The organism is Streptomyces sp. NBC_00887, from assembly GCF_045207585.1.
Window position 1 is genome coordinate 9571513 of sequence record NZ_CP108788.1, and the last position, 22618, is coordinate 9594130.

21 protein-coding genes and 3 pseudogenes are annotated in these 22618 nt (G+C 69.9%); 10 read left to right on the plus strand and 14 right to left on the minus strand.

Translation table 11 applies throughout. From position 1 onward, the window contains the following. Positions 1-148: 148 nt before the first annotated feature. Entirely contained in the window at positions 149-1021 is an 873-nt protein-coding gene (locus OG844_RS43570; protein WP_406387693.1) for an oxygenase MpaB family protein, read from the minus strand. 270 nt (positions 1022-1291) lie between these two features. Between OG844_RS43570 and OG844_RS43575 the strand changes: the two genes are divergently transcribed. Further along, complete coding sequence (locus OG844_RS43575) at positions 1292-2035, plus strand: esterase/lipase family protein (RefSeq protein ID WP_406387691.1); 744 nt, start codon at positions 1292-1294, stop codon at positions 2033-2035. 305 nt (positions 2036-2340) lie between these two features. Here the strand turns inward: OG844_RS43575 and OG844_RS43580 are convergent, their stop codons facing one another. Beyond that, positions 2341-2982: a dihydrofolate reductase family protein gene (locus OG844_RS43580; RefSeq protein ID WP_406387690.1), complete on the minus strand. Its 642-nt coding sequence runs from the start codon at positions 2980-2982 to the stop codon at positions 2341-2343. Positions 2983-3323: 341 nt separating this feature from the next. On the opposite strand from OG844_RS43580, the gene OG844_RS43585 reads away from it, so the two are divergent. Genes OG844_RS43585 through OG844_RS43600 form a run of 4 tightly spaced genes read left to right on the plus strand, consistent with a single transcriptional unit; the run spans position 3324 to position 6332 of the window. Next, entirely contained in the window at positions 3324-3902 is a 579-nt protein-coding gene (locus OG844_RS43585) for a dienelactone hydrolase family protein (protein ID WP_406387689.1), read from the plus strand. A 14-nt stretch (positions 3903-3916) separates the two neighbouring features. Next, positions 3917-4432: a DUF4259 domain-containing protein gene (locus OG844_RS43590; protein ID WP_406387687.1), complete on the plus strand. Its 516-nt coding sequence runs from the start codon at positions 3917-3919 to the stop codon at positions 4430-4432. Next, positions 4432-5646 (plus strand): hypothetical protein, encoded by a 1215-nt coding sequence (locus OG844_RS43595; protein ID WP_406387686.1) that lies wholly within the window; start codon positions 4432-4434, stop codon positions 5644-5646. The genes OG844_RS43590 and OG844_RS43595 overlap by 1 nt, the downstream gene beginning before the upstream one ends. Positions 5647-5657: 11 nt before the next feature. Next, positions 5658-6332 (plus strand): hypothetical protein, encoded by a 675-nt coding sequence (locus tag OG844_RS43600; RefSeq protein ID WP_406387684.1) that lies wholly within the window; start codon positions 5658-5660, stop codon positions 6330-6332. Positions 6333-6471: 139 nt separating this feature from the next. Here the strand turns inward: OG844_RS43600 and OG844_RS43605 are convergent, their stop codons facing one another. Then, the gene (locus tag OG844_RS43605; RefSeq protein ID WP_406387682.1) at positions 6472-7152 is read right to left on the minus strand and encodes a pyridoxamine 5'-phosphate oxidase family protein; all 681 of its coding nucleotides are present in this window, start codon (positions 7150-7152) and stop codon (positions 6472-6474) included. A gap of 450 nt (positions 7153-7602) precedes the next feature. Here OG844_RS43605 and OG844_RS43610 point away from each other — a divergent pair, with 450 nt between their 5' ends. Together OG844_RS43610 and OG844_RS43615 are read left to right on the plus strand one after the other, a co-directional pair. After that, positions 7603-9312 carry a RecQ family ATP-dependent DNA helicase gene (locus tag OG844_RS43610; protein WP_406387681.1) on the plus strand — a complete coding sequence of 570 codons (1710 nt, stop codon included), beginning with the start codon at positions 7603-7605 and terminating at the stop codon, positions 9310-9312. Positions 9313-9759: 447 nt separating this feature from the next. Continuing rightward, positions 9760-10293: a GNAT family N-acetyltransferase gene (locus tag OG844_RS43615; RefSeq protein WP_406387680.1), complete on the plus strand. Its 534-nt coding sequence runs from the start codon at positions 9760-9762 to the stop codon at positions 10291-10293. 265 nt (positions 10294-10558) lie between these two features. Here OG844_RS43615 and OG844_RS43620 read toward each other — a convergent pair whose 3' ends face one another. Beyond that, positions 10559-11221, minus strand: a complete 663-nt coding sequence (locus OG844_RS43620) for a response regulator (protein ID WP_406387678.1) — start codon at positions 11219-11221, stop codon at positions 10559-10561. Then, the gene (locus tag OG844_RS43625) at positions 11218-12345 is read right to left on the minus strand and encodes a sensor histidine kinase (RefSeq protein ID WP_406387677.1); all 1128 of its coding nucleotides are present in this window, start codon (positions 12343-12345) and stop codon (positions 11218-11220) included. Before OG844_RS43625 ends, OG844_RS43620 begins: the two co-directional genes overlap by 4 nt. A 194-nt stretch (positions 12346-12539) precedes the next feature. Here OG844_RS43625 and OG844_RS43630 point away from each other — a divergent pair, with 194 nt between their 5' ends. After that, positions 12540-12962: a DUF6223 family protein gene (locus OG844_RS43630; RefSeq protein WP_406387675.1), complete on the plus strand. Its 423-nt coding sequence runs from the start codon at positions 12540-12542 to the stop codon at positions 12960-12962. 25 nt (positions 12963-12987) lie between these two features. Here OG844_RS43630 and OG844_RS43635 read toward each other — a convergent pair whose 3' ends face one another. Continuing rightward, on the minus strand, positions 12988-14259 hold the full coding sequence (locus tag OG844_RS43635; protein ID WP_406387674.1) for an APC family permease: 1272 nt from the start codon (positions 14257-14259) through the stop codon (positions 12988-12990). Between the two features lie 854 nt (positions 14260-15113). Between OG844_RS43635 and OG844_RS43640 the strand changes: the two genes are divergently transcribed. Next, entirely contained in the window at positions 15114-15761 is a 648-nt protein-coding gene (locus tag OG844_RS43640) for a dihydrofolate reductase family protein (RefSeq protein ID WP_406387673.1), read from the plus strand. A gap of 110 nt (positions 15762-15871) precedes the next feature. Here the strand turns inward: OG844_RS43640 and OG844_RS43645 are convergent. From OG844_RS43645 to OG844_RS43660, 4 genes and pseudogenes are all read right to left on the minus strand, one after another. Then, positions 15872-15961 (minus strand): annotated as a pseudogene (locus OG844_RS43645) (IS5/IS1182 family transposase); the annotation flags it as partial. Between the two features lie 512 nt (positions 15962-16473). Continuing rightward, positions 16474-16914: a VOC family protein gene (locus OG844_RS43650; protein WP_406387672.1), complete on the minus strand. Its 441-nt coding sequence runs from the start codon at positions 16912-16914 to the stop codon at positions 16474-16476. A gap of 558 nt (positions 16915-17472) precedes the next feature. Then, positions 17473-17868, minus strand: coding sequence for a YciI family protein (locus tag OG844_RS43655; RefSeq protein ID WP_406387671.1), 396 nt, complete (start codon positions 17866-17868; stop codon positions 17473-17475). A gap of 456 nt (positions 17869-18324) precedes the next feature. Beyond that, positions 18325-18609: a hypothetical protein gene (locus OG844_RS43660; protein WP_406387670.1), complete on the minus strand. Its 285-nt coding sequence runs from the start codon at positions 18607-18609 to the stop codon at positions 18325-18327. Positions 18610-18986: 377 nt separating this feature from the next. Between OG844_RS43660 and OG844_RS43665 the strand changes: the two are divergent. Then, positions 18987-19566 (plus strand): annotated as a pseudogene (locus tag OG844_RS43665) (hypothetical protein). Here OG844_RS43665 and OG844_RS43670 read toward each other — a convergent pair. From OG844_RS43670 to OG844_RS43685, 4 genes and pseudogenes are all read right to left on the minus strand, one after another. Then, the gene (locus OG844_RS43670) at positions 19523-19867 is read right to left on the minus strand and encodes a transposase (RefSeq protein WP_406387669.1); all 345 of its coding nucleotides are present in this window, start codon (positions 19865-19867) and stop codon (positions 19523-19525) included. The pseudogene OG844_RS43665 and the gene OG844_RS43670 sit on opposite strands and share 44 nt — an antisense overlap. A gap of 13 nt (positions 19868-19880) precedes the next feature. Next, positions 19881-20210, minus strand: a pseudogene (locus OG844_RS43675) (transposase); the annotation flags it as partial. Between the two features lie 157 nt (positions 20211-20367). Then, positions 20368-21168, minus strand: a complete 801-nt coding sequence (locus OG844_RS43680) for a maleylpyruvate isomerase family mycothiol-dependent enzyme (protein WP_406387668.1) — start codon at positions 21166-21168, stop codon at positions 20368-20370. Between the two features lie 347 nt (positions 21169-21515). Beyond that, positions 21516-22136 carry a phosphotransferase gene (locus OG844_RS43685; RefSeq protein WP_406395917.1) on the minus strand — a complete coding sequence of 207 codons (621 nt, stop codon included), beginning with the start codon at positions 22134-22136 and terminating at the stop codon, positions 21516-21518. Positions 22137-22618: the final 482 nt, after the last annotated feature.

Below are 22618 nucleotides of genomic sequence, written 5' to 3' on the forward strand. Positions count from 1 at the left end.
CAGACGCCCCACCGCAGGGGTTGAGACGGCGCCTCGATGCCGGGTGCATCGTGCACAGGCGTGCGTGGGGGCCTGGGGCGTCGGTCAGGCGTCAGTGGTCGCGCCGCGCTCAAGCGCTCAGCGGCGGGCTCGTGGTGCTGCCGACCGATCACAACGGCCGGCGTGGTGGAGCCATGGCCCAGCGAATTGCGGCGGTCAGTGCGCGCCCGGTCGGGGTCACACCGGCTTCGGCCATGCCGGGCAGCCGAGGTAGCTCCAGCGACGTGCGGGCCCACCGGGGGAGGGCGGCGACGGCGTTGGCGGCGAGGACCGCATAGGGGACGCGGGCGGCCCAGGGCAGGGGCGGGTGCAGCAGAATGAAGCGTGCTGCCTCGCGTGCCTCTTCCGTCGGGCGCAGTTCACCACGGTAGGCCGCGAGCTGGGCGGCGAGTTCCCTCCGATCGCGCGGAGGATCGCTGACGCCGAGCGCTTCGGCCACGCGTGCCGTGTCGGCGACGTAGCCGTCGTACCCGGCGGCGTCGAGCGGTTCGGCCCCGTAGCGCTGGTGCGCGAGCAGGAAGCTGTCGACCTCAGCCACATGCACCCAGCCGAGAAGATGCGGGTCGGCGGCGTCGTAAGGCTCTCCGGACGGAGTCGTTCCGTGCACCTGGCCATGTACGGCCCGTACCCGCTCGACCGCCTGCTGTGCGTGATCCGCTGTCCCGTACGTGGTGACGGCGAGAAAGGTACTGGTGCGCTGGAGCCGTCCCCAGGGATCGCCGCGGTAGCCGGAATGGGCCTCCACGGCAGCCATGGCCAACGGGTGCAGCGACTGGAGCAGGAGTGCCCGGAGTCCACCGATGAACATGGACGCATCGCCGTGGACGACGCGAATCGGCCGGTGCGCACCGAACCAGCGCGGGCCGGGCGTTCCGTGTATGCGGGCACGGTTCTCCGGTCCTTCGGGACCCGCGACCCGGGCGAAGACGGCGCTGCCCAGTCGCTCCCGCAGGCGGGGTCCGCCACCCGTGGACGCGTCCATGAGGCCAGTATGCGCTCACGGACGCCCGGGCGAGAGAAGCGAGGGCCGCCCCAGCGGGACACGCCCGCAGAGCGGATCTCGGCTGGGCGACCACCGGCGGGTCGTCCCCCTCAGGTGCGGTCCACGCGGCCGGGCAACCCCCACCAGGCGTTCGGAGCGCCCGGCACCCATCGGGGAACGCCGGTGAATTCGCCGATGGCGCCAGTGCCTCGCGCCCCGACTCTTGTCGGGTCAGGCACCCTATCCCCGCATCCCCATCAGGAGTGCTCCATGCGTCGTCGTTCACCCCGCCGGCTTCTCGGCGTTCTCGCGTCCGCCATGGTCGCGTTCACCGTGCTCTCCTCGGCGTCGACGGCAGGCGCAGCCCAGACAGCGGCCACCCCTGCGGCAGCACAGGCCGCTGCGACCGCCGCTCAGCCGCTCTCGACCAGCACCCCGGTCGTCTTCGTCCACGGATACACGGGCAACGCCTCCAACTGGGCCACCGCCATGAGCGTCTTCCAGCTCAACGGGTGGTCCAGTTCCAAGCTCTTCGCCTACGAGTACAACTCCTACGGCAACAACATCAGTAACGCTCAGGGCCTGGCCTCCTTCGTCAACAACGTGAAGTCCCGGACCGGAGCGAGCAAGGTCGCGATCGTCAATCACTCGATGGGCGGCCTTGTCAGCCAGTACTACCTGAAGGTGCTGGGCGGCAACACCAGCGTCAGCCACCTCGCCTCGATCGCGGGCGCGAACCACGGGACCACGTACGCCGGCGCTTGCCTGATCTACACGACCTGCCAGCAGATGTACCCGGGCTCCTCGTTCATCGCCCAGATCACCTCGGGCGACGAGACCCCGGGTGACACCAGGTACGCGAGCTGGTACTCGGCGTGCGACGGCATCATCCTCCCGTACACCAGCACGCGGCTGAGCGGCGCGACGAACAACAACGTGGTCTGCCAGACCCACATCGGGTTCCTGGCGGACACGGTCGTGCTGGGCCAGATCGCGCGCTTCGTCGCTTCCTGACCTGTCGCGCGAGCCGACTTGTCCCCGGCACCCGTGGTGCCGGGGACAAGGAGTGTCGGCGAGCGCCTTCCGGGCGCGCGGGTGTGCAGGTCAGCAGCGGGGTCCGGAATGGCGGTCCGCCTTGGCAAGGTCGGTGAAGGGGGCCGGGCAGCACGGGCTCCGGGTCATCACGTCCCGGCGGCTGGGAACACCTCCGGGGGTAGACCTCTACCCAGGTATCGGATGCAAGCGCCCAGGCCGGTCGGCCGGCCACGTGAGAACTCGCCGACCGACTACGACCTTCCGTCGCAGCTCCCAGGGCGGCGTCAGCCGCTTCCGGCACCGCGATCGGGTGCGCTCATGTCCCCCGTCGCGGGCGTGCCGTCGGCGAGCCCGTAGCGCAGGTACACGGTGCCTTTCGGGCCGGCTACCGGAGGGGCGAGGAGCGTGACGTTCGTGGGCACCGCGCCATCCTCGAACACCTTCTTCCCGACGCCGAGCACGATCGGATGCAGCCAGAGGTCGAGACGGTCGAAGAGCCTTTCGCGCAGCAGGGTCTGCACGAGGTTGAGGCTTCCGACGACCTTCACGTGCTTGTGCCGGTCACGGATCTCGCGCACCGATTCGGCGAGGTCCGGCCCGAGCTGCGTGGACCCGGCCCAGGAGAGGTCGGGCCTGCCGCGAGAGGCCACGTACTTCGGGACGCTGTTGAAGAGTGTGGCGATCTCGTTGTCCTCGCCGCCCTCCTGGTGAGGCCAGTAGGCGGCGAAGATCTCGTACGTCCGCCGGCCGAGCAGGAGGGCGTCCGTGCCCTCGTACGCGGCACCGACCTGTGCCCCGGCGACCTCGTCCAGCAGGGGCGCCTGCCAGCCACCGAACGGGAACCCCACCGGGTCCTCGTCGGGGCCGCCGGGCGCCTGCCCGACGAGGTCGAGGGTCGCGAACAGCTCGATGTGGATGGAGCCCATGACTTACTCCCGATGAGTCGGTTGTCTCCCCCTAAGGGATAGACCTGCGGATGCCCGCAGACTCATCGCCGCGACGGCACCCGGTTTCACCTGGTCCGGCGGAATATCTACGAAGTCGGTAGGGAAGTGTTCGGGGAGCAGGCAGTCCGCGATGACTTCTGGGCGCTGGACGCCACCATCGGGCCACGGTCCCCGGGTCCCGGAGAGCTGGCCTGGATCGAGCATGTCATCGGCCGGGGACAAGGGTCTGATCAGTTCGGGCTGCGACCCGCAGATGTCAGTGGCCCGGGCCATACTCGTGCTGCGGTGCCGCCCGGGCCCCGCAGCACGAGGGGAGCGGCATGACTGAGGTGCTGGTTTTCCACCATGGGCATGGGCTGACCGTCGGCGTCCGTGAGTTCGCCGAGCGGCTGCGACGGGCCGGACACACGGTTCACGTCCCGGACCTGTTCGAGGGGCAGGTATTCGACACTCTCGAGGAGGGCTTGGCTTACGCCGAGGACGTGGGGTTCGGCACGGTTGTCGCGCGCGGAACCGCCGCTGCCGAGGGGTTGGCTTCGGAACTCGTCTACCTCGGGTTTTCGCTCGGCGTCCTGCCGGCGCAGAAGCTGGCCCAGACCCGCCCCGGGGCAAGGGGCGCGCTGCTGCTGGAGGCATGCGTCCCGGTCGCGGAGTTCGGCGGCGCCTGGCCCCTTGATGTTCCGGTCCAGGTCCACGGTATGGACGCGGATCGGTTCTTCGCCCGTGAGGGCGATGTCGACGCAGCCCGGGCGCTCGTCGAGACGGCGGCGGATGCCGAACTGTTCCTCTACCCCGGCGACAGGCACCTGTTCACCGACAGCAGCCTGCCGTCGCACGACGAGCACGCCGCAACGCAGGCCACCCGTCGTGTGCTGGACTTCCTCGACCGCATCAAGTAGCCCGGCGTTTCGGCGTGGGCGGCCAAAGCCAAAGGGAGCCCGCTCCGAACTCCGCTCCCAGTACTGGTGCGTCGCCGACTCCGAAGCCCACGCCCCGTTCTGGCCCACTGCCCCGAGCCGGACGCCTTCGCCGGACGGGCAAACGCGAATCCATGATCCGCAGTGCACTCAAACGTGCCGCGGACCCTGCGGACCACCTCGGCACCTCCGACGGCGAGCGCGTACCGGCCGCGGCTGCCCTGGTCGTTGCCCAGCATCCTGATGGCGAGCCGGCCTGTTCGAACTACGGCCCATCAGAGCCGCTATCGGAGCTGCCCGCGGATCTTCGCACGCTCGTCGTCGACGCTCTGGACCAAGTGGTCTCCGAGCTCTCGGAACTCGCCGGGCTCTGGGCCGAAGCTGCGAACGGCCCGAAGTGGCGCCAGGACATCACCCGCCTTCGCGACGTCCAACCACGAGGGCCGGCCCGATGGGACCCGACCGATATTGCCTGGCGGATCGAGGCCCGGGTCGGGCAGGGTGCCTGGTGATGAGCGATGCGTGCGAGGTGCCCTATGCCCTCCCCAACTCCCTGGAGGGCCTGCTGCAACGGGGGCGTGGTCTGGGTGCGGTGCGAGCGGTTCGGGATCCGCAGAGGGCTGCCGCCTTCGTGTATGACGGGATCCGCCGCAACTGGCGGTGGGACGACCAGTCGGATGAACGGTCCCTGTACCTGGCGCGGCTGGTCCGTGATCTGGGCCTGTCCTCCCTGCCGATCGTGGACATGCTGGCGGGGGATGAGGAGGCTTGCTTGCGGGCCTGCGAGGTGCTGGTGCTCCTGGCTCTCGCCGGATCAGGCGACGCCAGGGAAGGGCTTCTGGGGTACGTCCGAGAAGGCGAGCACCGGGCCCGCGTGCTCGAGTTGCTGTCAGCCCGCTGGCCGTCGCAGTGGTGGGAAGTCCTCGGTGACATCGCGCGCGCCCGGATCGGCGCGGAGCCGGAGCTTCCGTGGCGCTCCGAGCCGTGGACGCGGTTCGGTATCAAGGGCCAGAGCCGTTCGTTCGTTCCGCGCACGTCACTGAACGGACTCGGCACCGCCGAACTCCTCGCTCTGCTCGCCGACAGTCACACGGAAGGCAACACGAAGGTCGACGCGCTGCGCGCGCTCAATGCCCGAGAGCCTGCTGTGGAGCTGATACCGCTGGTGCCCTCGTTGGGCATGGCCAACGGCCGTCGACCCTTGCCCCTGCTCAGACGGGCCGTTGAGCGCCTGGGCACCCTGGCCGTACCGGCGGCGCACGGCTGGGCACAGGAGGACCACCCCTGGCTGGCACAGCTGGGTACCGACGTCCTGGCCGACCATCCCGGACCGGAAGCATTGCCGGGACTCGTGCAAGAACTCGTCGAACAGTGGACGGCGCGGGCCTGGTGCGGTCCTGACCAGACGGCCCGGCGCCTGGCCAGGTTCGGCCGGGACGCCGCCGGGGCGGTTCCCTACCTGCGGCGCTTCTGGCTGCACACCCCGCACTCGTACGAGCGGACCGCGTACCTGGAGGCACTCGCCGCCATCGACCGGGACGGTCTGGAGCATGTGTACACCGAGTCCCTGTGGGACTGTGAGGAAACGACGCGGCTGCTGGGGATCACCTCGGCACCTACGAACCCGGAGACTCTGAGCCGGATCGCCGCGCTGCGTGATGACCCGATGGAGACGACTGAGGTGAGAGCCGCAGCCCGAGTACGGCTGGCGGTCGCTACTGGCTAGCTGCTCTGACCTTGACGGGCCCCGCAAGAGCGAATTCCGATCCCCGGATCGGTGTCATCGCCGCCAAGCGCCGTGTCACCTTGTGTCTGCGCCTGCGCTGGGCCGTCACCGGTGACGAACACGGGACCCCGGTTCTGGCCTGTCACTTCGACACCGGCGTGCTGAACGCCGAGGCCACCGTCGACGGCTGGTACGCACGTACTGCTGACGTCCGTCCCCGCCGACCCCTCAACCGGGCACGGTCTCCGTCACTGATGGAGGCAGGTGCTCCGCCCGACACCGGGCGCGGGCAGACTACGCACATGAAGCTCCCCGCCGAAGCCCTGGCCGCCACTGCGCTGCTCGAGGTCGTAAGAATCTCCGACCTCCCGACAAAGCGGGGCACCCCGTATCCAGGCAGTGCGGGCGCCCACTGGATCGGGAGCGAGGCCGTCAGCGCCCTGGCCTTGATCGAAAGCCTGCCCGGCAGTGAGCAGCACCGCTGCGGCTTCTTGCCGGGCTGGAGTGTCCGGGCGTACGCGGACACTCTCGACCTGGTGCTGTTCGAGGCGGCGTTCTGCTTCAGCTGCTATGAGGTCCGCATGCAGGGAACCGCCGTACCCCCCGCACTGGCCACGCAGTTCTTCGACGCGGGCGCCCCGCAGGCACATGCCCTCCTGGAGCGTTTCCGCGAAGCAGCTCCGTAACCGGCCGACCCTCGAACTGAGCGCTCCAGTCGTCCAGAATGGCCAACTGGAGCGGTCGGCCACCTTGGGCCTCTCGTTTGGATCATGGCGGGCCCGTGTCCCGGGGCGAGAGCGGCTGCGACCGCGTCCGGGCGGCGGCTCAACCCGCCCGGGTTCCGCTGCGGGCGGCGATGTGCCGGGGCGGTTCGATGCCGTCAGGGAGCAGAGGGTCGGCTTCCGGGGCGCCCCAGGTGGAGACCAAGGGCAGGACGCCCGCCCAGATCCCGAGGGCGGCGTCGGGTCCGTCGCCGTCCTCCGGGGCGCCCGTGCGTATCTTGACCGACGCCTCTCGAAGCGAAATGGCTAGCAGTGAGGTCGCCGCCAGCTCCCTGAGGTTCGGCCGCCGTGCGTGGTCCCACTGTCCCGGTGCGGCCTGCTCGGTCAGGCAGCGCAGCCCCTCCAGCTTCCCCTGCGCATCCGTGAGCAGGCGCGGGACGCCGTAGATCATCGCGCTGCGGTAGTTGACGCCGTGCTCGAACACCGACCGCGCAAGGACGAGGCCGTCCACGTGCGTCACGGTGACGCATACCGTCGCCCCCGGCGAGGCGGTCAGGCTCCGGCTGGCCACGGAGCCGTGGAAGTAGAGGTTCTCCCCGTCGCTTCCGTAGACGGTGGGGACGACCATGGGGTCCCCTTCGATGACCACACCGAAGTGGCACAAGAAGCCTGCGTCCAGGATCGCGTCGAGTTCGCCGCGGTCCAGGCTGCCCTGTTCCCGTAGTCGGCGGTGACGGGTGCGGTCTGTTTCCGGCAGCGTGGCGGGCAGTTGGCTGGGGTTCACGTCAGCTCTTTCACGAGGGCGTTGTCCGTTGCTGGACTTCATGCCGAACCGGACGGCTGTCGCGGCCCGGCACAGGCGCGCGCTCCACCGAGGTCGATGCGCCCTCAAGCTACCGATATCGGTAGCTGGGTGCCAGCCCTCAACGAAATCAGTTCTACGGAACCTGAAAAGGTGCGAAAACCGTTGCAAGGTGTGGGGCGGTGCGGGAGGTGAGGGTGCCGCGATCCCGGTCCGCGACGGCGCTGCGACATGCGGCGCTGAGCGACATGCGCACCCCGCCGGCGCGGCGTGCCGCTCGCGCGCACAGTCCGGGGCGGGCGAGCTGTCGCGCGGGCGGTCGACGGGATCAGCCGCATTCGGTGCCGTGAGGTGGCGGACGCGGGGTAGTCGGAGGTCACCCGGACGGCGCTTTTGCCGCCCGGCCCGATCCCACAGCCCCCGAGGAGCACCATGTTCACCTTCAGCGCGTTGTCCCGGCGACTGCAGCGCAGTGCGCGCAAGGTGTTCGGATGGGAGCGGCTGCGCCCGGAGCAGTTGCGGGCGATGAAGTCGGTCATGGAACAGCGCGACACTCTCGTGGTGATGCCGACCGGCGCAGGGAAGTCCGCCGTCTACCAGGTGCCCGGGGTACTTCTGTCCGGCCCCACCGTCGTCGTCTCCCCTCTGATCGCCCTGCAACGGGACCAGGTGAGCGGCCTGTTGAGACGGGCCGGTGCGGACGCCGCGGCCGTGAACTCCACCCAGAGCCGCGGCGAGAACGACGCGGTGTGGGACCGGATCAGCGAAGGAGACGTCGACTTCGTCTTCCTCGCCCCGGAGCAGCTGGCCAAGGACGAGGTGGTCGAGCAGCTCGCGGCGGCACGGCCCGCGCTGTTCGTCGTGGACGAGGCACAGTGCGTGTCGACCTGGGGGCACGACTTCCGGCCCGAGTACCTGCGGCTGGGCCAGGTGATCGACCGGATCGGCCGCCCGCCGGTGCTCGCCCTCACGGCGAGCGCCGCCGCCCCGGTGCGGGCGGACATCGTCCAGCGGCTCGGCATGCGCGACGTGCGGGAGGTGGTCACCGGCTTCGACCGGCCCAACATCCACCTGGAGGTCATTCCCTTCCGGAGCGCCGCCGACAAGCGCCGGGCGGTGGTCGAACGCGCCGCCGCCGAACCCAAGCCCGGGCTGGTCTACGCTGCGACCCGCAAGGAGTCCGAGGAGTACGCCCGCGAGCTGGGCGACCTGGGGCTGGGCGTGGCGGCGTACCACGCCGGCCTGCCCGCCAAGGAACGCGGCGCGGTGCACGACCGTTTTCTCGCGGGGGAGCTGGACGTGGTGGTGGCCACCTCCGCCTTCGGGATGGGCATCGACAAGCCGGACGTCCGGTTCGTGCTGCACGCCTCGGTGCCCGGCTCCCTGGACGCCTACTACCAGGAGATAGGCCGCGCCGGACGGGACGGGAAGCCGGCCCGGGCGATCCTCGCCTACCGGTCGCAGGACCTCGGCATGCAGCGGTTCTTCGCCGCCGGACGCCCCGACCCGGACACCGTCTCCCAGGTAGCCGGCACACTGGAGGAACACGCCGGCCCGGTCCGGCCGAGCGACCTGCGCAGCGAGACGGGCCTGACGGCCAGTCGGCTGACGGCCGTCGTCAATCTACTGGAACAGGTCGAAGCGGTACGCACCACCGAATCGGGAGACCTGGAGACCACCGGCGCCGCCGATCCGGCGGAGGCCGCCCGCAAGGCCGTCGAACTCGGTGACGCACACCAGCAGCTGGAGCGATCGCGGGTCGACATGATGCGGGGCTACGCGGAGAACACGGGCTGCCGGCGGCGGTTCCTGCTCGGCTACTTCGGGCAGGAACCGGAAGCCGGGGGGTCCTGCGGCTCCTGCGACCGCTGCGAGGCCGCCGCACTCTCCCCGGACGGCCCGAAGGCGGCCGCGGGGGTGCTGGCCGGCACCGGCGGACCGGTGGCCCCGCAGGAGGTGAGCCGCGCCGGCGCCGCCCCGCACCCCTTTCGGCTCGGCGCCCGGGTCCGGCACGGTCAGTGGGGGGACGGCTCGGTGATGAGCCAGGACGGCCGTCGGCTGACCGTGCTGTTCGAGACGGCCGGCTACCGCACGCTCTCCCTGGACGTGGTCGAACAGAACGGCTTGCTGACGTTGCGCTGAAGGCCCGCGGCCGGCGCGGACCACGGGCCGGGCCGCGGGCACTCGCCCCGCAGCCCGGGATCGCGGGCCCGCTCCAGCTGGGTCTTTCGTTTGGATCAGGCCGGGCTCGCGTGCCCTGGTGCCGCACCTCGCGGCGTTGTCGTCCGTCGCCGACGCTCCGCGTCGCCTCCCTCCTCCGCCTTGCGAGGCACAGCACCAGACCCCGCTCCCTGACCCGGCCTGATCCAAACGAAAGACCCTAGCCCCAGACTTCGCGGGTCACCATTTCAGATCTGTTTCGGCCGTGTGCGAGCGGCCCGTGCAGCGGACCGGCCCGACGGTAGTGGCAAGTCAGCCTGCGGCCCGCCCGACCGCGCCTACGCCTTGGGCGATGTCCAAGTGGCTCTGTTGGCTGTTTCACCAATAGGGATGTGGCATCACCCCATGTCATGCGTGAGGCTGGTCCGCATGGAGATCAGAAAGGGCGTGCGCGATGATGTCGCGCAGATCGCAGCGCTGCACGCGGAGAGTTGGCGTACGGCGTATGCGGGGATTATGCCGACCAGCTTCTTGAGCGGCCCCCTCTTGGAGGGCCGGCTGGAGCTCTGGGGCGCGAGGCTTCTTGAGCCGGAGTCCGGCGCAGGATTGTTCGTTGCTGTGGACGGGGGCGAAACAGTCGGTTTCGCATACGTGGCCCCGCGCCCTGACGGTCGGCTTCTCCTGGACAATTTGCATGCCAGGCCAGGCCGTACGGGCTCCGGCATCGGAGGTCAGCTGCTCCAGCACGCTCTCACGTGGGCTGCTGCCGAGCATCCCGAGCGGGCGGTGTATCTGGAGGTGCTGCGCGCCAATACACGCGCAATCGCCTTCTACGAGCGCCACGGGGCTGTCCGTACCGATGAACGTGTCTGCCTGTTCGAGCAGGGGTTTGAGTTGCCCGAGTTCGAGTACACCTGGGCTGCCAATCCGGCGTCGGCGCATTCCGGCGCGCTCTCCCAGTGATCACATGCAAGCCTCGATCCCGCAGCCTGGTCGGCGGTTCATGAGCGGAGCCAAAGAGCGTTCGATGCGCGGGAGCAGCTGGGGTCGGGCGACCCGACGATGTCGCCGAGGTTCACGCCGCCCCGGTCCGCGAGCCGTGACCTGACTCGAGCCCTGCAAGCTCAGGCGGCCCGAAGACCGGATCCGTTGGGGGTGCTCAGGGCACGCGTGGGGATGTCCGTCCGCGTGAGCACGGAGGTGACTTCGACGTGGCCGTCGCTGGTTGTCAGGAGTTGTGGGGGGTGACCAGGCCGGATTCGTAGGCGAGGACCACGAGCTGGGCACGGTCCCGGGCCCGGAGTTTGGTCATGGATCTGTTGATGTGGGTTTTCGCGGTCAGCGGGCTGATCACCATGTGGTCCGCGATCTCGTCGTTGGAAAGGCCTTGCGCGACCAGGACAACGGCTTCGCGTTCGCGGCTGGTCAGCTCTTCCAGGGCCGTATCAGTGGCCGTGGGAGGCGGCTGGGTGATGTATCGGTTGATCAGCTTGCGGGTGATGGAGGGTGCGAGCAGGGCATCGCCGCGCGCGGCTACGCGTACGGCGTGCAGAAAGTCCTCCGGCACGATGTCCTTGACGAGGAATCCGGCCGCGCCGGCGCGCAGGGCGTTGAAGACGTATTCGTCCAGGCCGTAGTTGGTGAGGATGACGACGTGTACTCCGGCCAGGGCCGGGTCCGCTGCGATGCGCCGAGTCGTCTCGATGCCGTCGAGACCCGGCATCTGGATGTCGACGAGCGCGATGTCGGGCAGGTGTTCCTCGGCGAGTCTCAGGCCGTCGTGGCCGTTGGCGGCTTCGGCCACGACTTCGATGTCGTCCTCCAGGTCGAGGAGCGCGCGGAATCCGCTGCGGATGAGTGGCTGGTCGTCGACCAGCAGGACACGGATCATGAGGCTCGTTCCAGGGGGAGTTCGGCCTGGACGGTGAAGCCGCCCTCGCTGCGTGGTGCTGCCCGCAGTCGGCCTCCGAGGGCGGTGACGCGTTCGCGCATCCCGAGGAGCCCGATGCCCGGTTGCGGCGCACTGTCCGGGGTGGCTTTGCCGTCGTCGTCGACGCGGATCGCAAGGGCGTCAGGCCGGTATCCGATGCGGACCGACACCGTGCCGGCGTCCGCGTGGCGGGCGATGTTGGTCAGTGACTCCTGAACGACCCGGTAGACGGTTTTGCCCACTGCGGCCGGCACGTCGTGGCGCTCTCCTTCGATCGTCAGTGTCGCCAGCAGACCGCCCCTGCCGGCCCGTTCAACCAGCTCCGGGATGTGGTCGAGCCCACGGGGCGGGGACTTGTCGTCGTCACGCAGCGCCTCCAGCGTGGCGCGGAGCTCCCGGGACGCCTCACGGCCGGCCTCACGGATCGCCAGCAGGGCCTCTGGCACCGTCTCGCCGCGCTTACGTGCCACGTGGACGGCGACTTCGGACTGCACCTTGATGACCGAGATCTGGTGGGTGAGCGAATCGTGCAGCTCGCGCGCGATGTGCAGCCGCTCCTCGTCGGCGCGGCGCCGCGCGGTCTCCTCGCGGGTACGTTCGGCTTCGTCCGCCCGTTGCTCGGCCTGCCGGAGGGCTTCGCCGGCGGCGCCGGCGGCGATGAGCCAGGCGATTTCGAGGGCGCCCCGGGCCTGCGCGAACGCCTCGCCCGTGTCGTGCAGGCCGGAGGTCAGGGCTGCGAGGGGGAGAGAGGCCAGCACGGCCACGCTCACCGCCACCGTGATGAGGCGGTGTCCTGCCCGCATCGCCGCGTACACCGCGAAGAGGAACGCGACGGCGGCCACGTCGAAACCTGCCGCCTGGTACCCCACCGCGCACAGCGCGGTGACGGCGAGGACGGCGATCGGAGCTCGGCGGCCCGCGGCCAGCGCGAGGCCGCCCACCGTCAACAGCACGTATCCGAGCAGGTCGAGTCCCGTGGCGGAGTGCTGCCCGGACAACCCGGTGACCATCAGCGCTGTCGCCACGCCCACGGCTATCAGCCAGTCTCTGACATCGGCTCGAATGCGGAACTGTCCCATGCTCATGCCCGCACCGTAGCCCGTGGCCGCCGCGGGCGAATCCCGCGTGCGGACGAGCGGCCGACTACCGCGCGCGCAGTAGCACCGAAGCACCTGCTGCGACCGCGGTAGCGCGAAGTGCCTGCGTCTGCTGGACGACCTGGCGGGGCCGGGCCGAGATGCTCCAACCACATCCGTTTCGTGGGAAAAGGAGCACCCTCATGTCCGCTCGTCGCCTCTTCACCGCCTCTGCGACCGCCCTGCTCAGCGGGCTCGGTCCTGCCGCACCAGCGGCAGCACACCCCTCGGTCCAGCCTGTCGCCGCCGGCGTCACCGAATTCAGCCTCGGGAGGCTGGGAGCCACCACCGGCGGGCTGCTGGGGCTGGCCGCACTGGTCATCGCCGTGTTGGCCCTGACCCGACCTGCCGGCCGGCTCGGCATTGCCAACGGGTCGCTCGGGGCCACGGCAGCCGTGGTCCTGGGACTGGTCGCCATGGCTCTCGGCGGGCTGGTCGCGGCCACCGCCGACGGTGGGCTCGGCACCGGCAACGGCTTGGGCGGGGCATACGTGGCCCTGATGCTGGGGCTGATCGGCACCGCCCTGGGCAGGCGAGCTCTGGGCCGCGTCCGCCGCACCCGCTGACAGAGCGGATGCGCGTCAACCGTGGTCACCCACTGCGGGCGGTCACCACGCGACGTACCGCGTAGGCAGCGGTGCCGACGGTCAGAACTGCGGCTCCGGAGATCACCGACGAGGCCGGCAGGGCGAATGCGAGGACGAGGCAGCCTGCGAGCCCGACGGCCGGAATGATCCGCGCGGGTCGGCCCTCGTGCGGGGCGAGCGTCCACGCGGACGCGTTGGCGACGGCGTAGTAGACGAGCACCCCGAAGGAGGAGAACCCGATCGCCCCGCGTACGTCGGTGGTCGCGGCGAGCGCGGCGACGACGGCGCCGACCACGAGTTCGGCGCGGTGCGGCACCTGGAACTTCGGGTGGACGGCAGCCAGGGCATGCGGGAGATGCCGGTCGCGGGCCATCGCCAGGGTCGTACGCGAGACCCCGAGGATCAGGGCGAGGAGCGAGCCGAGCGCGGCCACCGCGGCACCTCCCCGTACGACCGGCGGCAGCCAGTCCGCGCCTGTGGCACGCGCGGCATCCGACAGAGGGGCAGTGGCGTCCGCCAGGCGTTGCGGGCCCAGCACGAGCAGGACGGCGACGGCGACGGTCGCGTAGACGACGAGTGCGATGCCGAGAGCGAGCGGGATGGCCCGCGGGATGGTGCGGGCGGGGTCGCGGACCTCCTCGCCGAGCGTGGCGATGCGGGCGTAGCCGGCGAAGGCGAAGAACAGCAGGCCCGCCGCTCGGAGCACCCCGCCGAACGTCGCGTCGTCACCGATGCCGAGCCGGGCGGCGTCCGCATCGCCGGAGGCGACCACGGTGACCGTCACGGCGACCAGGACGGCCAGGACCACGGTGACGATGACGCGGGTGAGCCAGGCGGACTTCTGCACCCCCGCGTAGTTGACCGCGGTCAGCGCCACCACGGCCGCGACCGCGACGGCGTGCGCCTGACCGGGCCACACGTAGGAGCCGACGGTCAGCGCCATGGCCGCACAGGAGGCGCTCTTGCCGACCACGAACGCCCAGCCCGCGAGGTAGCCCCAGAACTCGCCCAGGCGCTCGCGCCCGTAGACGTAGGTACCACCGGAAGCGGGGTAGCGGGTGGCGAGGCGTGCCGAGGACGTCGCGTTGCAGTACGCCACCACGGCCGCCAGCGTCAGGCCGAGCAGCAGCCCCGACCCGGCCGCATCGGCCGCCGGAGCCAGAGCGGCGAAGATCCCCGCCCCGATCATCGACCCCAGGCCGATCACCACGGCATCGAACACACCCAGGTGCCGCTTCAACTCGCCCGCGCCCGCGGGCCCTGACTTCGTGTCCATCACTCGTTTCCCAGCCGCACTCCGGTAGATGTACCGGCGCACCGTATAGGAACAAGGTGTCGAGGCGGGGTCAGCGAAGTTCGTAACGGCCGCTGTCGGGGGCAACTGGCGTGCAGCGACCCTCCCGTGGGGAGGCCGGGAGGGGCGGCAGGCCCCGCCTTTGCCGAAGCGCGCAGGCGGGGCCGTTGCGGGATCCCGATCCTCGGGGGGATGACCGGGTTCCGCGCGATCAGCATGGCACTGGAATCAGCCAGACGACAGAGGCATGACCGGAAACAGTTGATCGGGTTGAATCAGGGGCACAAACGGAGCACCATCACCGCAGCCGTCCGGCCCGCGTTCGTGGGTTTCGGTGCGCTTGCGGGAGCGCGGAACAGCGGCTTTGCGCTCAGGACCGACGAGGCGTTGCCGGCCGAAGCGAGTGGGCCCCGTTCGCCGGGTGCCGGTGCGAGATCGACACCGAGTTATGCCGCCGGCCGTTGCAGCGCTGATCCGGCTGTCCGCGACAGCCGGATCAGGGTAGTGCTCGGACTCCACCTCCATGGTCTGCTGTGGTGACGCCACCGATAGAGCGGCGATCAGGTCACGCAGCGAGGCCGTGTGCGCGTGACGCCGCGTGGGCGTTTCTCACGACCCGTCCGACGTCTGTGGCAGTGCCTTCGAGTCTCCTCGATGGCCGAGCGGATAGTCGAAGACCCCACCGGCGCGGACGCCCGCTCACCGCCGGAGTCTGGGCAAACTTCACAGGGAGAGACGCTGTCGTAGCCCAGTTTCTGACCCGTCACGGAATCAGCGATGAATTCTCACCGCCCGGCTAGTCTCACTACCGTCATCGCCCATCGCGGGAGGAACGCGTGAATCAATTACTGAGAGTCCAGAACTTCAATGTCTCAAGTGACGGAATCGGCGCGGGAGAGAACCAGACCCTCGAGAGACCGTTCGGTGATGGGGTCGAGCCCGAGAGGCTGTTCGCCTGGGCGGGCGCCACGGCGAGCTGGCCCATGCGCACGGACCCAGGAGGGAGCCGAGGCCTGGACGACTACCTCACGAGGGACTACGACCGCAACATCGGCGCAGAGATCATGGGCCGCAACAAGTTCGGGCCCCAGCGCGGGCCCTGGCAGGACCATGAATGGCAGGGCTGGTGGGGTGACAAGCCGCCGTTCCGCACCCCGGTGTTCGTCCTGACCCACCACGAGCGTCCGTCGTTCACACTTTCCGACACGACGTTCCACTTCGTCGACGGTGATCCGGCCACGGTCCTCGAGCAGGCCCGGGAGGCGGCGCAGGGCAAGGACGTCCGGCTCGGCGGCGGGGTGACCACCATCCGGCAGTTCCTCGACGCCGACCTCGTCGACACCATGCATGTGGCGGTCTCGCCGGTAAAGCTCGGGTCCGGACTACGACTCTGGGAGTCCCCAGACGAGCTGCTCGACCGGTTCCACCTGGATGTCGTGCCCAGCCCGAGCGGCGTGAAACACCACCTGTTCTGGCGGAAGTGACCCGTCCTCAGGGCCGGCCCCGGTCGGCTGTCCCACCTCCCGAGGCCGCCCTGAGGTGGGCCGTCGAGCCTGCTGCACACGGCCGGCGAGTCTGCTCGAGGGTCCGCCGGCGGGAGGACGGCGAAACCGCTGGTGGGGTCGCGGTGAACGATGTTCATGTCGATGCCGAGAGTGGCGGTGTGCTCCACGAGGTGCTGGCGTCAGCAGCCGTCGGCGCAGGTCGAGTGACCAGCCCGGCCGCTCCGCGGTGACCTCCTGGTGCGCCAGGTGAATCCGGGCCCCGGCACACGGCCCCGAGCGGTGCGCGCGGCGTCCCTCTCCTCGACGGAGGAGCGACCGGCCTGACAGAACGTGGTCTCGGACGATCAGCACCTGTCGTCCCACCCGGCGCTTCCCCGCCCCGCCCGCGGGCTGGAGGGGGCCAAGGCGTCGATGTCGGGCAAGGGGCGCCGGTTCCCGCCACCTCCGTCCGACTGCACAGGCAGCGCGTAGTTGTTTCGGACGCAGGGCCCCATCCGGACACCTGACCTGTGGTCCTCCGCCCACCGGCCGAGCCGATGCCCCCAGTCCCGCGAGACGATGCCCGGCGCCTACCGGCGGGGGCAGGTTCGACGGGGGTCAGGTGGGTCACGTCACCGGCCAGAGCTCCAGGCTGATCGGCGGGTCCGCACCTCGATGATCTTGTTCTGCTGCGTGGTTCGACTTCTCCTTCTCAGTGCAGTTGCTGGGCCAGCCCGACGATGATGCCGTCCGGCCCGCGGAGGTAGCAGAGCAGATAGCTGTCCTCGAACCGGGCGATCTCGCCGACGAGTTCGGCGCCATGAGGGCGCAGCCGGGCAACGGTGGCCTCGATGTCGTCGACGGCGAACATGACGCGGTGCGTGCCCAGAATGTTGTGTGGCCGGTTGCGCGGCCCGGCGCTGATCGCCGCAGGGCTGCGGTACTTCGCCAGCTCGAGCCGGCTGCGACCGTCCGGGGTCCGGACCATCGCGATGTCACAGTGGACGCCGTCGAGTCCGGTGCACTGGTCGGCGACGAGGCCCTCGACCTCCGCCCTGCCCTCCAGCTCCATGCCGAGTTCCACGAAGAACGCCACGGCGGCATCAATGTCCTCGACGACGATGCCGACGTTGTCCATCCGCTGAATCGCCATGGTGGTGTCTCCTTCGTTCTCATGCGGCCGGTGGTGGCCGCTGATGTCCCTGGGACGGCGCCGGTGGCACGCTCTCGACATCCTCAGCGCGACCTTCGCACTACTTCCTCGACGATGCGCTGCGTGCGCCCTCGGGCATTGCGCCTCCACAACTGGTTCACGGTGCCGGGTCACCCTCGGCGGGTGAGTTCCTCGTGGCGCCGCCCTCGCCGCACCAGTCGGGGCCCTGCCGCGCGGCGTCGGCGCGAGCTGGGGCCGCGCTGCCCCCAGCGGGCCCGAGCATCCGTGGACGGGAATGCAGATCAGGGATGGATGAGGCCCCGGGAACAAGCTCCGGTACGTCCCGTTCAGCCGAACCTCGTCGCCGAGGTACGCGCTGACACACCGGTAGACCGTTGTCGGCACCGGCAACCAGCGGCCGTTATGGTCGAACTCCGGCCTGAAGCCCGCACTCTGGCGTGGGTGGTGGGACCGTGACGGCCTCACCGGCGCGCAGAGTCACATGGGAGGGGCTCAGGCACGAACCGATCCCGGCCCCCATGCGTCGACCGGGCCGGATCAGGCCTCCGGTGGGCCCTCGGGGATCGGGTGCACTTCGACCGGGTCGCTGCCGGGCTTCCCGCCTGGGCCGGGACACGCGGACGCCCGTGCGGCGATCTCCAGTGCCCGGTCCTCGCTCTTGACGTCGACCACCCAGTACCCGGCCAGGATGTGCTGTTCCGCCTGTGCCGGCCCGTCGGTCACTTGCGGGCGCCCATCGCTTCCGGCCCTCACCGTCTTGACCAGCGAGGGGCCGCCGAGGCCCTGACCGTCCACCCATTCACCAGCGGCATTGATGTCCTCGTTGAGGGCGTTCATGTGGGCGAACATGGCCTCCATGTCGGCTGTGGAGTAGGACGACATGATGGCGTCCCACTGGGCCGCAGGCACGTTCATCTGGATCATGTACTTCATGTTTCTCACTTTCCCGGGCCGGCTGGGAATTCCTCGGGCTTACGAAGAGGAAGACAGCCGGACATTGCGGAACTCATTTCTGCAACCGTCCTCACTATGCTCCGCCAGCACATACCCGCCGGGTAGAAACCCCCGACGATGCGGGAGACAGTCGCATTCCGGCGTCGCCTGCCAGCTCACCCGGCGGTGACTCGAACAACGGAACGTTGAGCTGACGCAGGCATGGGAGGGATCCCGCGGGATCAGGATCATCAGTCACAACAGTGTGGTCATCACCCGCATCACCTGCCGCTGATGAAGACCTGTTTGTGAGGCCGCCCAGCCCTGGGCGTGGCCTTCGTCATTGCTGGGTTCGACGGAGCCCGCACCTTGATGGCTAGTTGCTCGCAACGCAGACGGCGGAGGCCGCGATCCGAGCAAGGGGCCCCCAGCGTCGCGAGGCCGGCCGGTATCTCGTCACGGTGCGCCGCGGACTTCATCCAGGCAGGCAGTCGGGCGAACATCCCCATCGTCGGAGGAGGCATGACGCTCGCGCAGCCGGGCACCCACGCAGGCGGCGAGGGCATCCACGTGCTCCTCGTCGTAGGCCCACAGGATCCGTCCCGCGCAGCGGGTCTGAAGCCAGAGCGGCCGCCGGAAGAAGGGGTCCTCGATGCCGCCGGGCACCTCGCCGGCCAGGCCCACGTCCCACTCCTCGGCCGTCCGGTCGACCACATGCGGGCGCCGGACGCGGGTCCCCAACGCGCTCTGGGTGCACTCCGCCTCCGGCCTGTTCTGGAGGTGGGGCTGCCTACCTTGTTCGGTTGGGGCTCGGGTCCGTCTCGGCCAGTCCTGCGGCCCCTCGCCCGCCGGTGAGCAGGGGGCTGCCCCTGAGGTCGAACATTACGGCGCAATGGTTATGGGAGTTGCCTCGCGCAGGGCAGCCAGTCGTCGTGGGCGATCGCTCTCATCCTGCGGCCCCTCCGTCACCGCCGCTGCGGACCGGGTGACAATGACCAGCACGGGTCAGCACACAGTGAATTGACTCAGAGGTTGTTGTCTTTCCGGGCTTGAGACTGCGTTCTCGCTGGTCAGGCATAGGGTCGGCGGTCTCGTGGCAGTGGTGACGTGTCGTGTCGTTGCGTTGGTGTAGGTCGAGGACGCCGTCGGTCGTGGGACTGCTGGAACAGCGTGAGCTCACCGCTCACCGCTCACCGCTCGCCGTCGTGTCGACGGTCTGCGGGAGGAGGCCGGCCGCCTCCAGGCGGAGCTGGCCTTGGCTGAGCGGGAGTGGAACGAGTGGGTCATCGCCCGCTCACGCGTGGGCGAGGTACTGGCCCCGGGCAACGACGCCGTCGTCGGCCCCCCGCCTCCGAGGGTCTGCCGGCTCCCCGTGTGCAACCGGCGCGGCCCGAACCGGCGGAGGCGGCGAAGCCGAAAACAGTGGTGCAGGTGTGGCGCGCGGGGCTGGCCTGGTCGGCGCTGTCGGTGGACTACCAGCGCATCCTGCAGGCCCTCAGCGACCGTAACCGACTCGGTCAAGGAGCGTTGACGTGCCAGGAGATGGCCGCCTGTTTCGGCCTGGACCCCGTACCGGGAAAGGTGGAGGCACTGCGATCGAAGGCCAAGCGGCTGACGGCGCGCGGCTGGCTGATCGATCCGGCACCTGGCCGATTCACGCTCGCGAAGGACGTGGCCGGGCAACGCGGCGGGTCATGAGCATCGTCATCGACCAGTAGACCATCGCCTCCGCGCTGGCGATGGAACGCTCGAAGTCGCGCACGAGACGGCGACTTCGCATCAGGTGGGCGAAGAACCGCTCGACGATCCACCGCTTGGGCAGCACGACGAAGCCGCGCATGTCGTCGCTGCGTTTGATGATGGCGAGGACCAGGGCGAGGGCCGCGAGGCAGTACTCGACGAGGCTGCCGGTGTATCCGCCGTCGGCCCAGACCAGGGCCAGGGTGCGCGGCAGTGACCTGGGTGAGCAGGACCTGGGCCGCGGCGCTGTCGCCCACATCCGCTGCGGTGACCATCACCGCGAGCAGCAGGCCAAGGGTGTCGACCACGACGTGCCGCTTGCGCCCGTCGATCAGCTTGCCGCCGTCGAAGCCGCGGCTGTCAGAGCCGACGACCGCGTCCGCTTTGACCGACTGCGAGTCGATCACGCCGGCGCCCGGCTCCGAGTCCCGCCCGGCCCGCTCGCGGACCAGGCGGCGGAGCTGGTCGTGGAACTCGCGGGCCAGATCGTGGTTGCGCCAGCGCCGGAGGAACGCGTAGACCCGGTCCCATGGTGGGAAGTCGGCAGGCATGGCCCGCCACTTCGTGCCGTTGTCGACCAGGTAGCGGATCGCGTCCAGCATCGCGCGGTGGCAAATTCGACTGCCATCCAGGTGGACGGTCGGCTTGGTGACGCCCCGAGGCCGCCTCGCGGGTTTGAGTCCGGTGCCGCGACTGACGAACCTGGCGAAGAGTCGTGTCTTACCGGCTCGAGGCGCGGCCAACCGCCCCCGCTACGTCCTACTTCTCCTCCGGCTCCCAGGCGCGGAGCAGGTCGAGCAGCCCTGCGTCTCCGTCAACGCGCAAGGAGTCGGCCTGGATCCGGTCGTACAGGTAGAGGACCAGCTCACTGGCCGTGCCGTGGACGGAGGCGCCGGCTGCGTCCGAGTCTTCGCCGGTCGCCGCGGTGGGCGCGGGGATGCGGGTGGTGCGTGCGCCGTCGCCGTCGACGGTGAGGCGCCAGGAGCGGCCCTCGGCGGAGTGGAAGTCGAAGGCCGTGGGCTTGTGCGGCCAGGCACTCGGCGTTCCGCAGACGGTGAACAGGAACTCCTCCACACCGTCGAGTGCCAGCTCGACCGGCAGCGGTTGCGGGGCGCCCCCGGCGAGCTGGGCGTCGTAGGTGTGCACCGCGGTCTCCTGGATCCGGTGCCGGGCGGTGCCGCCGGCGGTCTGCGGTGACTGCGACGCGGGCCACCACGTCCAGCAACCGCTCTCCGGTCCCGCCTCGCGCAGGGCGCCCAGCAGGAGCTGCGTCGACGCGGCCAGCCAGGCCAGCAGGGCCTCACGCTCCTGCGGCACTTCCAGCGCGGCGCGCGCGGCGACGGCCTCGGCCGGGGGAGCGTCGGCAGACCCCGCGCCGACGATGGCGGCCCAGAAACGGTCGCCCCCACCCAGGTGCTTCACCAGATCGAACAGCGTCCACCCGGGGCAGGTCGGCACCTGCGCGTCGAGACCGGGCGCGGCGGCGACCACGGCGCGGAAGGCGGTCGACCGTTCATCGATCAGTCGCAACAGGTCAGGGAACTCAAGATTCTTTTCCACGCCGGATGTCTATCACCGTGCTCCGGTGATCGGACAGCGATTTTCACAGTCGCCGCCGGTTGGCCATTGCGGGCGTCCTCGCCTCCCACCGCTCGGGTGACAAGCTGCGCACTGCTGCGAGGACGCTGGTGGTGGCGGTACGCCAGGCGCCGTGCCTGTGGGTGCTCTGGCCTCGCCGTGCGGCCGGGCACCTCGGCGACGTGACGTCCACCCGGTGCGCGCGGTCATGCTGCCGCTCGATGTGATGGACGCGGAGGTCACGACGGCGGGGGAGGACCGGTCGGGTCGGGAGTTCAGGTGACTCCCGTTCGACCAGCACTCCTCAAGTTCGGAACAACAACAGCCACTCAGCCTTCCTCCAGCACCGCCCGGATCACATGCCGGGCGTTGTGTGCCATAGGCGGGTTCGTCTTCCGGTAACAGGGCAGCGCGATCAGCGCCTGCGAGAGTGTCTTCCCCCGGCCGCGGATCCATGTTGCATCGTCCACAGCGAGTGCCTCGCGGAAGACCTTTCCGGCAGCGGCCGGCAGCAGATTCCACGCTGGGAACAGATCGCAGGCAGGATCCCCCACCCCCGTGCACCCGAAGTCGATCACGGAGATCAGTCGGCCGCCGTCGATCAGCAGGTTGCCCCGAACTGTGCCGTGAATCAGAGCGAGGGCTCGTCGTGCCAGGAGCCGCCCCAGTACTCGGGCGGCGGTGGGGTGGGCCGTTGGAGGATGGCCAAGGCATCCTCGACGCGGCCGAGGTCGATGAGGTAGCCGGCCAGGTCGTGCCTGTTCGCGGGGGCGTGCTGTTCGAGGACGGCGAGAGCGTCCTCGGTGCGTCCGGTGCCGGCGAGGAGCTCGGCGATATGCGGCGCCGCGTACGAGGTGGCACCTTCGGGGTGGGCACGGGCCTGTGCGATCGCTTCGTCGATACCGTTGCAGGCGGCGATCAGCGGCAGTCGTATCCAGTACAGGTCCCATTCCTCCTCTCCCCCGCGGGCGGCGGCGAGGGAGTCGAGGAGCTCCAGACCGTCCTGGGGGCGGCCGTGCTCGAGGTAGAGACCGGACAGAGTGTGGAGGATCCAGTCGTCCCCGTTGTGGGCTTCGGCCTGGACGCGCATCACATCGATCGCTTCGTCGCCCCTGCCGTGCCGGGCCAGGAGCTGCGCGAGCTCGAATGCCGAGTTGGACGTTCGATCCACAGTTCCCTCGGCCTGACGGTATGCCGCGACCGCGCCCTCCACGTCGCCGCGCTCCTCCAGCAACCGCGCAAGCCGTTGCACGGCGAACCCGGAGTCATCACTCGTCGCGGCCGCCCGCAGTGCGTCGAGCCGGCCGTGCCGTGCCAGCAGTGCAGCGAGTTGCTCACGGTGTCCGACCGGCGTGATGTTCTCGGCGCACAGCAGGGCGGTCGCCTCGTCGATGCGGCCCTGGCGCTCGCGGATGGTGGCGAGCAGCCCGAT

What these genes read in the sequence shown, in the direction of transcription:
- OG844_RS43655 (WP_406387671.1), bottom strand. Translation starts at nt 17,868, where the DNA reads ATGAAGTACATGATCCAGATGAACGTGCCTGCGGCCCAGTGGGACGCC.
- OG844_RS43585 (WP_406387689.1), top strand. Translation starts at nt 3,324, where the DNA reads ATGACTGAGGTGCTGGTTTTCCACCATGGGCATGGGCTGACCGTCGGC.
- OG844_RS43670 (WP_406387669.1), bottom strand. Translation starts at nt 19,867, where the DNA reads ATGTGGGCGACAGCGCCGCGGCCCAGGTCCTGCTCACCCAGGTCACTG.
- OG844_RS43650 (WP_406387672.1), bottom strand. Translation starts at nt 16,914, where the DNA reads ATGGCGATTCAGCGGATGGACAACGTCGGCATCGTCGTCGAGGACATT.
- OG844_RS43610 (WP_406387681.1), top strand. Translation starts at nt 7,603, where the DNA reads ATGTTCACCTTCAGCGCGTTGTCCCGGCGACTGCAGCGCAGTGCGCGC.
- OG844_RS43635 (WP_406387674.1), bottom strand. Translation starts at nt 14,259, where the DNA reads ATGGACACGAAGTCAGGGCCCGCGGGCGCGGGCGAGTTGAAGCGGCAC.
- OG844_RS43570 (WP_406387693.1), bottom strand. Translation starts at nt 1,021, where the DNA reads ATGGACGCGTCCACGGGTGGCGGACCCCGCCTGCGGGAGCGACTGGGC.
- OG844_RS43575 (WP_406387691.1), top strand. Translation starts at nt 1,292, where the DNA reads ATGCGTCGTCGTTCACCCCGCCGGCTTCTCGGCGTTCTCGCGTCCGCC.
- OG844_RS43580 (WP_406387690.1), bottom strand. Translation starts at nt 2,982, where the DNA reads ATGGGCTCCATCCACATCGAGCTGTTCGCGACCCTCGACCTCGTCGGG.
- OG844_RS43620 (WP_406387678.1), bottom strand. Translation starts at nt 11,221, where the DNA reads ATGATCCGTGTCCTGCTGGTCGACGACCAGCCACTCATCCGCAGCGGA.
- OG844_RS43595 (WP_406387686.1), top strand. Translation starts at nt 4,432, where the DNA reads ATGAGCGATGCGTGCGAGGTGCCCTATGCCCTCCCCAACTCCCTGGAG.
- OG844_RS43630 (WP_406387675.1), top strand. Translation starts at nt 12,540, where the DNA reads ATGTCCGCTCGTCGCCTCTTCACCGCCTCTGCGACCGCCCTGCTCAGC.
- OG844_RS43685 (WP_406395917.1), bottom strand. Translation starts at nt 22,136, where the DNA reads ATGGGACCTGTACTGGATACGACTGCCGCTGATCGCCGCCTGCAACGG.
- OG844_RS43615 (WP_406387680.1), top strand. Translation starts at nt 9,760, where the DNA reads ATGGAGATCAGAAAGGGCGTGCGCGATGATGTCGCGCAGATCGCAGCG.
- OG844_RS43625 (WP_406387677.1), bottom strand. Translation starts at nt 12,345, where the DNA reads ATGAGCATGGGACAGTTCCGCATTCGAGCCGATGTCAGAGACTGGCTG.